The sequence below is a fragment of the Prescottella equi genome (assembly GCF_002094305.1).
In the GTDB taxonomy this organism is placed as follows: domain Bacteria; phylum Actinomycetota; class Actinomycetes; order Mycobacteriales; family Mycobacteriaceae; genus Prescottella; species Prescottella equi.
The window spans coordinates 29,106-40,292 of the sequence record NZ_LWTX01000001.1; the positions used below are offsets into that span (position 1 = coordinate 29,106).

General features: G+C 69.3%; 10 protein-coding genes. 6 read left to right on the plus strand and 4 right to left on the minus strand.

Features of this window, described 5'->3' with window-relative positions; translation table 11 throughout:
* The first annotated feature begins 40 nt into the window (after window positions 1-40).
* From A6I89_RS00190 to truA, 3 genes are read left to right on the plus strand one after another with little or no spacing between them, the layout of a single operon-like run.
* Window positions 41-1,105 carry a DNA-directed RNA polymerase subunit alpha gene (locus A6I89_RS00190; protein ID WP_005518405.1) on the plus strand — a complete coding sequence of 355 codons (1,065 nt, stop codon included), beginning with the start codon at window positions 41-43 and terminating at the stop codon, window positions 1,103-1,105.
* A 55-nt stretch (window positions 1,106-1,160) separates the two neighbouring features.
* Complete coding sequence (gene rplQ / locus A6I89_RS00195) at window positions 1,161-1,703, plus strand: 50S ribosomal protein L17 (protein ID WP_005518406.1); 543 nt, start codon at window positions 1,161-1,163, stop codon at window positions 1,701-1,703.
* Between the two features lie 5 nt (window positions 1,704-1,708).
* On the plus strand, window positions 1,709-2,599 hold the full coding sequence (truA, locus tag A6I89_RS00200) for a tRNA pseudouridine(38-40) synthase TruA (protein ID WP_022597347.1): 891 nt from the start codon (window positions 1,709-1,711) through the stop codon (window positions 2,597-2,599).
* Between the two features lie 6 nt (window positions 2,600-2,605).
* Here truA and A6I89_RS00205 read toward each other — a convergent pair whose 3' ends face one another.
* Entirely contained in the window at window positions 2,606-3,748 is a 1,143-nt protein-coding gene (locus A6I89_RS00205) for an acyl-CoA dehydrogenase family protein (protein ID WP_022597345.1), read from the minus strand.
* A gap of 72 nt (window positions 3,749-3,820) precedes the next feature.
* Between A6I89_RS00205 and A6I89_RS00210 the strand changes: the two genes are divergently transcribed.
* A complete protein-coding gene (locus A6I89_RS00210) occupies window positions 3,821-4,390 on the plus strand; it encodes a TetR/AcrR family transcriptional regulator (RefSeq protein WP_013416887.1) in 570 nt (189 codons plus the stop codon).
* Window positions 4,391-4,429: 39 nt separating this feature from the next.
* The gene (locus tag A6I89_RS00215; protein WP_022597343.1) at window positions 4,430-4,984 is read left to right on the plus strand and encodes an NADPH-dependent FMN reductase; all 555 of its coding nucleotides are present in this window, start codon (window positions 4,430-4,432) and stop codon (window positions 4,982-4,984) included.
* Window positions 4,985-4,987: 3 nt separating this feature from the next.
* On the opposite strand, the gene eccE is transcribed toward A6I89_RS00215, so the two are convergent.
* Complete coding sequence (eccE, locus tag A6I89_RS00220; protein WP_022597340.1) at window positions 4,988-6,637, minus strand: type VII secretion protein EccE; 1,650 nt, start codon at window positions 6,635-6,637, stop codon at window positions 4,988-4,990.
* Window positions 6,638-6,749: 112 nt separating this feature from the next.
* Between eccE and eccB the strand changes: the two genes are divergently transcribed.
* The gene (gene eccB / locus A6I89_RS00225; protein ID WP_037084969.1) at window positions 6,750-8,222 is read left to right on the plus strand and encodes a type VII secretion protein EccB; all 1,473 of its coding nucleotides are present in this window, start codon (window positions 6,750-6,752) and stop codon (window positions 8,220-8,222) included.
* Here the strand turns inward: eccB and mycP are convergent.
* Both mycP and eccD read right to left on the minus strand, forming a co-directional pair.
* Window positions 8,219-9,601, minus strand: a complete 1,383-nt coding sequence (gene mycP / locus A6I89_RS00230; RefSeq protein WP_164490707.1) for a type VII secretion-associated serine protease mycosin — start codon at window positions 9,599-9,601, stop codon at window positions 8,219-8,221. The two genes, eccB and mycP, sit on opposite strands and share 4 nt — an antisense overlap.
* Window positions 9,602-9,606: 5 nt before the next feature.
* A complete protein-coding gene (gene eccD, locus A6I89_RS00235; RefSeq protein ID WP_044991331.1) occupies window positions 9,607-11,082 on the minus strand; it encodes a type VII secretion integral membrane protein EccD in 1,476 nt (491 codons plus the stop codon).
* Window positions 11,083-11,187 lie beyond the last annotated feature (105 nt).

An 11,187-nucleotide genomic window follows, 5' to 3' on the forward strand; every position in this document is an offset into this window, starting at 1 on the left:
TGGGCGTCATATAGCGGACGCCCGTACAGGAGGAAATCCAATGCTCATTTCTCAGCGACCCACGCTGACCGAAGAGGTCATCGCTGAAAACCGCTCGAAGTTCGTCATCGAGCCCCTCGAGCCAGGCTTCGGGTACACCCTCGGCAATTCGCTGCGCCGCACCCTGCTGTCGTCGATTCCCGGCGCTGCTGTCACCAGCATCCGCATCGACGGCGTCCTGCACGAGTTCACCACCGTTCCCGGTGTGAAGGAGGATGTCACCGACATCATCCTGAACCTCAAGGGCCTGGTCGTGAGCTCCGAAGAGGACGAGCCGGTCACCATGTACGTCCGCAAGCAGGGCCCCGGGGTCGTGACTGCGGGTGACATCGTTCCGCCGGCAGGCGTCACGGTCAACAACCCGGATCTGCACATCGCCACCCTGAACGACAAGGGCAAGCTGGAGATCGAGCTCGTCGTCGAGCGCGGTCGCGGCTATGTCCCCGCCGTCCAGAACAAGGCGTCCGGCGCCGAGATCGGCCGTATCCCGGTCGACTCGATCTACTCGCCGGTGCTCAAGGTCACCTACAAGGTGGAGGCGACTCGCGTCGAGCAGCGCACCGACTTCGATCGGTTGATTCTCGACGTGGAGACCAAGAACTCCATCACCGCTCGGGACGCGCTCGCTTCGGCGGGCAAGACCCTGGTTGAGCTCTTCGGCCTGGCCCGTGAGCTGAACGTCGAAGCAGAAGGTATCGAGATCGGACCCTCGCCTGCCGAGGCCGATCACATCGCTTCCTTCGGACTCCCCATCGAGGATCTGGACCTGACGGTTCGTTCCTACAACTGCCTCAAGCGCGAGGGTGTTCACACCGTCGGCGAGTTGGTTGGTCGTACCGAGTCCGACCTGCTGGACATCCGCAATTTCGGACAGAAGTCCATCGACGAGGTGAAGGTCAAGCTGCATTCGCTCGGCCTCGCCCTCAAGGACAGCCCTGCATCCTTCGATCCCACCACCGTTGCCGGCTACGACGCCGCCACCGGGACGTGGAGTGACACGGATGCCGGTTCCTTCAGCGACGCTGACGGCACCGACCAGGACTACGCCGAGACCGAACAGCTGTAACCCGTATCACCCGGCACATGGGCAAATGTGCTGGGCGAGCCTCAGAGGAGCTCCAATGCCCAAGCCCAAGAAGGGTGCCCGCTTCGGCGGGTCGGCGTCGCACCAGAAGGCGATCTTCGCCAACCTGGCGACTGCTCTCTTCGAGCACGGCCGAATCACCACCACGGAGGCCAAGGCCAAGGCCCTGCGTCCGTACGCCGAGAAGCTCGTGACCAAGGCCAAGGGTGGAACCCTCGCCGACCGTCGCGAGGTTCTCAAGGTCATCCGCAACAAGGACGTCGTGCACGGCCTGTTCGCGGAGATCGGCCCGTTCTACGCCGACCGCGATGGTGGCTACACCCGCATCATCAAGACCGTCCCCCGCAAGGGTGACAACGCTCCGATGGCGATCATCGAGCTCGTCAAGGAGAAGACCGTCACCTCCGAGGCGGATCGCGCTCGCCGCGTTGCCGCTTCGCAGGCTGCCGAGGAGAACGTGGTGGAGGCCGTCGAGGCCGACGCCACCGAGGCCGAGGTCGAGAACGCCGACGCCGTGGTCGAGGGTGTCGAGAACGAGACCGCGACTGCAGCAGACGCCGACGAGGCCAAGAAGGACTAGTCCTCTTGGTTTCGGCACATGCTGAATCGAACGAACCCGCCGCTCCCTCCGGGGACGGCGGGTTCGTTCGATTGCGGCTCGACATCTCTTACGACGGCACGGACTTCTCGGGCTGGGCGCGTCAGCCCGGCCGACGCACGGTGTGCGGCGAGATCGAGGAGAAGCTGAGTGCGATCGTCCGCACCCCGGTGCTGCTGACGGTGGCCGGACGCACCGACGCGGGTGTCCACGCGAGTGGTCAGGTGGCGCACGTCGACGTGCCGGCCGACATGATTCCCGAGGAGCCGTCGCGGCTCGTTCGCCGGCTGGCCCGGTTCCTGCCCAGAGACGTTCGGGTCAAAGCCGTTTCATTCGCCCCGGAGCATTTCGACGCACGGTTCTCGGCGATCCGGCGGCACTACGAGTACAGGTTGACCACGGCGCCGTACGGCGCCGAGCCGTTGCGCGCCCGGGACACCGTCGCGTGGCCCAAGGACGTCGACGTCGACGCGATGCGGGAGGCGTCGTCGCGGTTGCTGGGTCTGCACGATTTCGCGGCGTTCTGCAAGCGTCGCGAGGGTGCGACGACGGTTCGCGAACTGCAGCGCTTCGACTGGGAGCAGTCGGGTCACGAACTCACTGCCTTCGTGAGCGCGGACGCCTTCTGTTGGTCGATGGTGCGGAGTCTGGTCGGTGCCGCGCTCGCGGTCGGCGAGGGCCGCCGCACAGTCGAGTGGATGGCGGGGCTGCTCGCCGAGCGCGTGCGGGCGAGTGCCGTCGCGGTCGCTCCGGCGCACGGGCTTTCACTGATCCGGGTCGACTACCCGGCCGACGAGGACCTCGCCGCCCGCAACGAAGCCACCCGGGAGATGCGTAGTGCGATCGATCCGGGCGGCTCCGGCTGTTGCGGCGACTGACGTCCGTCAGCCCGCGAGTTGGCGGGCGATGACGAGTCGCTGAATCTGATTGGTGCCCTCGAAGATCTGGGTGATCTTGGCTTCGCGCATGTACCGCTCGACGGGGAAGTCCTGCGTGTAGCCGTATCCGCCGAACACCTGGACAGCGTCGGTGGTGACCTTCATGGCTGCGTCCGTCGCGACGAGCTTCGCGACGGACGCGTTGCGGGAGTAAGGGAGTCCGGCGTCGCGCCGGCGGGCGGCATCGATGTACGTGGCGCGGGCCGAGTCGACCGCGGCGGCCATGTCGGCCAGGACGAACCCGAGCCCCTGATGGTCGATGATGCGCTTGCCGAATGCCTTGCGCTCCTTGGCGTATGCGACGGCATCGTCGAGCGCGCCCTGCGCCAGGCCGACGGCGACGGCCGCGATGCCCAGACGCCCGGAATCGAGGGCGCTGAATGCGATGGGCAGGCCCTGCCCGGTCTTGCCGATGAGCCGCTCGGCCGGGACGAACGCGTCGTCGTAGTGCGCGGCCGTCGTCGGTACGGCGCGCAGTCCCATCTTCTCCTCGGGTTTGCCGAAGCCGAGTCCCTCGGTGTCCTTCGGGACCAGGAAGCACGAGATGCCGCGAGCCCCGTCGTCGCTGGTGCGGGCGAACAGGGTGTAGAAGTCGGCACGGCCACCGTTGGTGATCCACGCCTTGCTGCCGTTGATGCGGAAGCCGCCGTCCACCTCGGTGGCCCGGCACGTGAGCGCCGCGGCGTCGGAGCCGGCCTGCGGTTCGGACAGGCTGTAGGCGCCGATGGTCTCGCCGCCGAGCATGTCGGGCAGCCACTTCGACTTCTGCTCGTCGGTGCCGTGGGTCGCGAGCGCGAAGCACGACAGGCTGTGCACGCTGGTGGCGACGGCCACGGCTGCCCAGCGTGCCGCGATCTCCTCGAGAACCTGGAGGTAGACCTCGTAGGGCTGCGCGCCGCCGCCGAACTCCTCGGGGTAGGGGAGGCTCAGCAGTCCGGCACGCCCGAGTGCGGGGAAGACGCCGTCGGGGAACGTCTCGGTCTTCTCGTGCTCGTCCACGATCGGCGCCAGCACCTTGTCCGCGACGTCACGGGTGAGGTCGATCAGGTCGTGGGCTTCCTGGGTGGGCAGCAGGCGTTCGACGGGCACGGTGGTCTCCTCGCGGATTGACTCAGCTTCGAAAAGTAGTACTGAAAGCGATACTGCAGTACCGTCTGGCGTATGGCAACCCCGGTGAAGATGACGGCCAGACGCCTCGCGCTGTTCGACGCGCTGGTGGCCCTGATCCTCGACGAGGGGTTCGCGCATCTCACGCTCGACGACCTGGCGGCGCGGCTGCACTGCTCGAAGTCCACGCTGTACCGCCTTGCGGACAGCAAGGAACAGTTGGTCCGCGCTGCCACGGTCCATTTCTTTCGCGGAGCCACCGAACAGGTCGAGGCGAGCGTGGCCGGTGCGGTGGACGCCCGGGACCGCATCCGCAGGTACCTCGAAGCGGTGGGCGAGCAGCTACGTCCGGCGTCGCCGCGGTTCATGGAGGACCTCGCCGCCGATCCAGCAGTGCGTGAAGTGTACGAGCGCAACACGCGGTTCGCGGCCAGGCGCGTCCAGGAACTCATCACCGAGGGGGTTGCGGCGGGGGAGTTGCGGGACGCGCACGCCGCCTTCGTCGGGGACGTCGCCGCCGCCGCGATGGTGCGGATTCAGCAGCGCCAGGTGGCGGCCGCGACCGGTCTGGACGACGCCCAGGCGTACGAGGAATTGGCGATCCTGCTGACCTGTGGACTCTGATCGGGCGCTCTAGGATCGAACCCGGAAGGGAGCGATCCGATGGAATGGGAACATCCGCTACGACTCGAGGTGATCGTCGGTAGTGTCCGCGTCCAGCGGTTCGCCCCCGTCGTCGCCGACTGGTTCGTGGATCGGGCCCGGGCCCGCGGGGAGTTCGACACGGCGGTGCTCGATCTCGCCGACGCGTCGCTCCCACAGGATCTTTCGCGCACCCGCGAAGTCGACGACTTCACCGAGCGTATCGGGAACGCGGACGCGTTCGTCGTCGTGACGAGCGAGTACAACCACGGCTATTCGGCGGCGCTCAAGACCGCACTCGACACCGTCAAGTACGAGTGGCGCGCCAAGCCCATCGGTTTCGTCGCGTACGGAGGCATGTCGGGAGGGCTGCGGGCAGTGGAGCAACTGCGTCAGGTGGTGGCGGAACTGCACATGGTCTCGGTCCGCGAAGCCGTCAGTTTCCATCAGGCGCGCAAGCACTTCGACCCGGCGGACGGCGCTGCGAACGATGCCGCCGGGCGGATGCTCACACAGTTGGCGTGGTGGGGGGATGCGCTACGCACGCGGCGCGGGCACGTGCCCTATCCGGGCTGAGTCTCAGTGCGCGCCGACGAGCCGTGACGGGCGCGGACGTCCGAGGAAGGCGGTCTCGGACGAGATCGTCACGAGCGCCAGGTCGATGCTGCGGCCTCCCGTCGTGAGGATCACGCGGTCACCGGACGCGCCGGGTTGCAGTATCGATACGTCGACCGTTGGGGCCGTTGCCGACGCGGGCGCAGCGGTGGGCTGGACATGGACGGTCGTGACGCCCGGCCGGGCGGGCGGAGCCGGGGGTCCGTCTACGACGAGAGTGTCGAATCCGGTCTCGGCCCCGGCGGATCCGTGAGCGAGCCGAAGTCGTTTGGGCGCGCCGATCGCCTCGACCAGTGTCGTCCACGCATGAGGTCTGTCGGTGTGGACCAGTACCCGCGCACCGGTCCCCACGGCCCGGAACACCACCTGCTGCGCCAGGTACAGCTCGCCGTCGACCAGTACGTCGCGCACACCTGGACCGGACAGCCGGATGGCGACGGCGTGGCCCTGGGCGTCCGAACCGACGAGTTGCCCGCAACCGGCCACCGGCAGGTGCAGGCGGTCGAGGTGGGCCGGGTCGGTTGCGCGCAGGGGAGTGAGGTGGTCGAGATCCGGGGACGAGACCGGCAATTGCGCGACGAGAGCGTCGCGGTGGCGGCCCTGCATCGAGATCAGGCCCGGGTGCCGCAGACCTCGGGACGGCACCGCACGGGTGGTGGTCCGGAACGCGGCACCGACGAGTACCGAATCCTTGTCTGCGGCGGGACGCAGGCGCACCGTGACGGTCGTCCCGACGCCGGGGTGCGCCCACACCGCGGTGAGCAGTTCGCGGCTGAGATGCCGGGGATCGATCGAGTTGCCGGTGTTGCACAGGCCCTGGAGCGGGACATGGGACCACTGCTGGTCCATCGTGTCGGGGTGGACGCCGCGACAGATGAGCGCGGCCGCCGACTCCACGTCGGTCGCGGGCAGGATGCGCGAGGCGTAGCCGGCGTCGCCGAGCGCCCGGACGACGCGTCGTGCGGCGACGGCGACGGTGCGTGCGGCACCCTCCTCACCGCCGCCGCGGCGCGCGACCGATGCGCCGTCGGCGGCGGCGTCGAACCGGAGCGCCACCCACACGGTGCGGCGGGCGACGGCGGGAAGCGGACCGACCAGGTTGTCGTACACCTCGGCGGCCGGAGTGCCGGTGACGGCGCGACTCCCGTGGGCCACGATGTCGATTCCGCCGAGCGTGACGTCGTGCTGATTCAGGCACGATGCCAGCGCCGCGACGGGGAGGTGGTCGGGAGAGTCGACGCGCTCACGCGTCACCCGGGTCCAATGACCTGACGGGGGAAGCAGTTCGACGACAGCGACGACCTGGCCGGCGATCCAGTGCAGGCCGACTGTCTCGCTCGCGGCGTGGAAGTCGGTGGTGCGTCCGATCGTCGGTCTGCGGGTGCCGATCAGGCCCAGCACAGTCCCGATCCACGCCACCGCGAACCGGCCACCGACGCGAGTGAACAGTGCGCCGCCGACCACGGCGGCTGCGACGACCGCGGCCCACGACGGAACCCCCACGAGCAGTGCGAGCAGACACACGGCCGCGCCGACCGACTGCGCGACCACGACGGTCGTCATCAGTGCTGCGGCAGCCGTGTACGGACGGCGTCCGGCACGGAAATGGTCCACGGTTCCTCCCCGATACCTGAACCAGACGGAGCGATCGGTCGTCCGCCGAAGAGTGCTTTCGAGCGAACTGTACTGTGTGGACCCGAAGCGTGCGCCTCGTGGGGGAGGAAACATGGCTGCACAGCCGACTACTCGATGGCAGGTGAGCGGATATCGATTCCTGGTCCGCCGTATGGAGCATGCGCTCGTCCGCAAGGACGTACGCATGCTGTCCGATCCGATGCGGTCGCAGTCGCGCGCCCTGGGGGTGGGGATCGTCGTGGCGTGTCTGGTGCTGGCCGGATGCGCGGCCCTGGCACTGTTCCGCCCGCAGGACAAGATCGGCAACGCGACGATCGTCGTCGGAAAGGACTCGGGCGCAATGTTCGTCGCGGTGAACGATGCGCTCCATCCCGTGCTGAACCTGGCGTCCGCGCGGCTGATCGTCGGTGAGGCGGCGAAGCCGGTGACGGTGTCGGAGTCGGAGATCGAGTCCCGGCCGCGAGGCGCGTTGGTCGGCATCCCGGGCGCCCCGTCGGCGCTCCCCGCCGGTTCGCCGGACGGGCAGCCGTGGACGGTGTGCGACACGGTGACCGCCGACGGGACCGGCTCTGTCACAACCACGGTGGTCGTCGGTGAGCCGTCGTGGAGTGATCGGGTCGGACCGCTCGGATCCGATCGTGCGCTGCTCGTCTCGCACGGCGCCGACACCTACCTCGTGTACGACGGCCGTCGCGCACCGATCGACCTGCGGGACCGCGCAGTGACCCGCGCACTCGGACTCGAAAGCGCGCAGCCCCGCCCGATCGGTCGGGGACTGCTCAACGCGATTCCGGAGACTCTCCCGATCACGCCACCGCAGATCGAGTCCCGGGGATCTGCACCGAACTATCAGATCGCCGGGCGGACCGTCGGATCCGTCGTGAAACTGATGCGCGGCGACGACGTCCGCTACTACGTGGTTCTCCGGGACGGCGTGCAGGAGATCAGTGCCGCCACAGCGCTTCTCATCCAGTTCGCCGATTCCCAGGGGCAGTCGGAAATGGCGACGATCAGCCCCGACGCGCTGGCCAGGGCTCCTTTGGCGGACGTGCTCGACGTGTCGACCTTCCCAGCTGTCCCGCCGCGGCTCGCGGACCCGGCTGCCGACCCGGTCGGCTGCCTGACCTGGACTCCGCAGGGCGCAGCCCAGGGCGACGACTCCGGCCGCGTCGAAGCGGCTCTCACGCTGGCGGCGGGACGCTCGCTGCCGATCCCCGACGATGCCCGCACGGTCCGGTTGGCGCAGGCCGACGGGTCCGGCGATCACGCTGATTTCGCCTACCTGCGTTCGGGTGCCGGCGGGTTCGTGCAGACGACGGGCCTCGAGTCCGGCAGCGCGCGAAAGGGCGGACTGTTCTTCGTCGCCGACACGGGCGTCCGGTACGGGGTCGAGAACGCCGATGCAGCGAAGGCACTGGGGTTCGAGGTTCCAGGTGCTCCGGCGCCGTGGCGGATCGTCGAATTGCTCGCTCCCGGTCCCACTCTCGGCAAGTCCGCGGCGCTGGTCGCGCACGACGGCGTGTCGGCCGACACCGATCCGGCGCCGGTGGCTGCGGGCAACTAGTCGTGTCGTGACGCCCGACGGCGGAGCGGCAGCGACGCGAGCACGCAGAGGACGGCGAGTGTGACGATCCCACCGGTCGCGGCCAGCGCCACCGTGCGGGGCCGACTGTCGGGTGGTCGCGGCGGCTGCGGTGCCGGGAGCTGTGCCGACGCGAACGCCGGTTCCGTGGCGGCGTCGTCGGGCAGATCGGCCGTGACCGCGGCAACCGGGTCGACGACACCGCGTCCGACGAACGGATTCCAGCCCTCGGCCGGAGCGTGCGCGGTGGCCTCGATCCGGGCGATCACCTGCTGCGCGGTCAGTTGCGGATACCTGGCGCGCACGAGTGCCACCGTCGCGGACACGAGAGGCGCCGCGAAACTGGTTCCGACGAAGGGCATCTGCTGCCCTTGACCGTTGGACCAGCTGCGCGTCTCGCCGGCGCCGTCGGGTGAGAGCGAGACGATGCCGGTGCCGGGCGCCGCCACGTCCACCCACGGGCCACCGAGAGTGAATTCGGATGCCGCGCCGTCCGGGTCGACGGATCCGACCGTGAGTACGTAGTCGTCGTACCACGCTGGAGTCGCGATGGTGGCCACCGAATCCCACGGGTCCGCGCCGGGATCGAGTGGGTCGGTACCAAGATTCTGGGCCGTGCAGCCGCCGGAGCGGAAGTTCCCCGCTGCCGCGACGACCACCGCATTCTTCACGGTGGCCGCGTAGTGCACCGCGGCGCCGAGAGACTGGTCCGCGATGCCGTCGGAGGCCGACCGGCACGCCACTTCGGAAATGTTGACGACCGTGGCGCCGTTGTCGACCGCCTGCCGGATCGCCATCGCCATGGTCTGGGTGTTGCCGTATCCGGATGTGTTCTGGACGTCGTTCGGATCGTCCCGTCGGCGGGTTTCCGAGAAGTTGGCGCTCGACTGGCGGATCGTCATGATCCGGGCGTCGGGGGCGCCGCCCGCGAACCCCGACGTCGGTGTGGGTGCGGCGGCGATGAGACCGGCCACGATGGTTCCGTGTGCGTCACAGTCGCCGGTACCGTCGCCCGTCGACACGTAGTCGCCGCCCGGAATCAGGCCGGGTAGGCGGGGATGCCGAGCCACGCCGGTGTCGATCACCGCCACGGTCTGACCGGCCCCACGGGTGAGCGGCCACACCGTGTCGAAGCTCATCGTGCGCTGCGGCAGAGGAACATTCGGTTCGTCGGCCGACGCCGTCGCCGCCGCGCACGAGTTGCGCTGCTCGGTGGGCGCGAGGGGAGCGGGGCGCGCAGCACCCGGAAGCCTGCCCGGGTCGATCGGTGACGGGACGACCGCGGACCCGACTCCGCCGAGAGACATCGTGGCGACGGCGAGGAGGGAGACGATCGTCGCCGAGCGCGCGGCGGAGCGCATCCGCATCACAGCCCGCGAACGGCGACGAAGAGCCCGGACACCCAGCACGCGAGCGGTACCACGGCGGCGATGGCCGCGTAGTCGACGATCTCGGCGGCGCGGCGCTGCACCGGAGAGAACGTCCGTTGCGGGACGACGACTCCGAGCACGAGAGCCGCGACGACCAGCAGTGCTGTCGTCGCGAACAGCGGGAGGGCCGCGCTCGGGACGACCACTGCCGTCGCGACCGCCAGCAGCATCAGCACCGCACTGCCCCCGGAGATGAGAGGGACGGCTTGTTCGGCGGAACTGTACGTCCGTCCTCGGAACATGAGTACCGTGGCCGCAGCAACAGCCAGAGACGTTCCGGGCCAGTATATTCCGTCGGACGCGCTCGGAGCCGACGCCAGCAGGGCCCCGGTCACGGTCAGCAGAGTCCACCCCGCGACCAGGCCGGTGAGGTAGCGCCGGGCGTGCTCGGCGCGCCGCTCGACCGTCGCGAACGAGGGCAGGCTCCGGGCGTCGTCCGGGTCTTCCTCGGTGGGGTCCAGCGATGTGCCCGGTGCCGGCACCGGAGGCAGCGGCAGTTTCGCGAGCATCATCGCGATCCGCGGTGCGAAGACGAGTCCGAACAGGGCCCCGCCGACGAGCATCGCTCCGACCGACCGCGTCGACTGGTCGGTGAGGACAGCGACGAGCGCGGCGAGCGACCCGAGCAGGGAGACAGACGCGGCCGTCGTGAACACGGCGTGCCCGACACCTGCGGCACGCAGGGCCACCACCGCGCAGGCGCCGACCATGACGAGCCCGAGCAACGTGTCCGGTGGCAGGTCGTCGCCGGGGATGAAGAGGGCGCCGGCCGCGAACGCGATCGGCAGCGCCGCCGCGCCGAGCGTGAGTGCCGCGCCCGCGTCGTCGTACACCCGGCCGGCCACCGCTCCGGCGACGAGGAACGCCACGACCATCGCGAATGCGGCAACGGCCCCGATCACCGACGCGGTGGCGCCCTCGGTGCGGAGCAGCACGAACGCCCCGGCCGTGGCGGCGGCGACGGCGATCGCGGAGCCCGTCAGGCGCGCGATCCGCGGTGTCCAGGGATGCGCGTGGCCGGTATCGGCGACCGCGACGTTGTACATGACGTCGTCGAACAGTGGCGGTGGCGGGCTGGCCTCCACCGAGTCGAAGACGAGGAGTTCGCCGTCGAGGACGCCGTGTTCCTGGAGGGTCGAGGCCGGTGACAGCGGCGGGCTGCCCACCCTGGAGAGCACCCATCGGGTCGGGTGGAGACGGTCGCCGGCGACGTCGAAGTCGTTGGCGGCACTGTGCTTCTCCACCAGGTCGGCGATCCCGGGTACCAGCAGCTCGACCGGCACCGAGTTGGGAAGCGCGAGGTCGATCTGGCTGTGCGGTGTGAGGATCGTCAGCCGGCACAGGTCGGCGGCGCCACGTGGTCGGGCGCCTGTCGTACCGCCGGTCGTCTGGTCGGCGCGCAGCACAGTCACGATCGTTCCCCCCGGAATCTGCGATTCGGATCCCCATCCGAACAGCTCTTTTCGCGAACACCCGCACTGTACCGGCTGCGCCGGGCCGGCTCGACCACACCTCTG

What these genes read in the sequence shown, in the direction of transcription:
- A6I89_RS00190 (WP_005518405.1), top strand. Translation starts at nt 41, where the DNA reads ATGCTCATTTCTCAGCGACCCACGCTGACCGAAGAGGTCATCGCTGAA.
- rplQ (WP_005518406.1), top strand. Translation starts at nt 1,161, where the DNA reads ATGCCCAAGCCCAAGAAGGGTGCCCGCTTCGGCGGGTCGGCGTCGCAC.
- A6I89_RS00210 (WP_013416887.1), top strand. Translation starts at nt 3,821, where the DNA reads ATGGCAACCCCGGTGAAGATGACGGCCAGACGCCTCGCGCTGTTCGAC.
- A6I89_RS00215 (WP_022597343.1), top strand. Translation starts at nt 4,430, where the DNA reads ATGGAATGGGAACATCCGCTACGACTCGAGGTGATCGTCGGTAGTGTC.
- eccB (WP_037084969.1), top strand. Translation starts at nt 6,750, where the DNA reads ATGGCTGCACAGCCGACTACTCGATGGCAGGTGAGCGGATATCGATTC.
- mycP (WP_164490707.1), bottom strand. Translation starts at nt 9,601, where the DNA reads ATGCGCTCCGCCGCGCGCTCGGCGACGATCGTCTCCCTCCTCGCCGTC.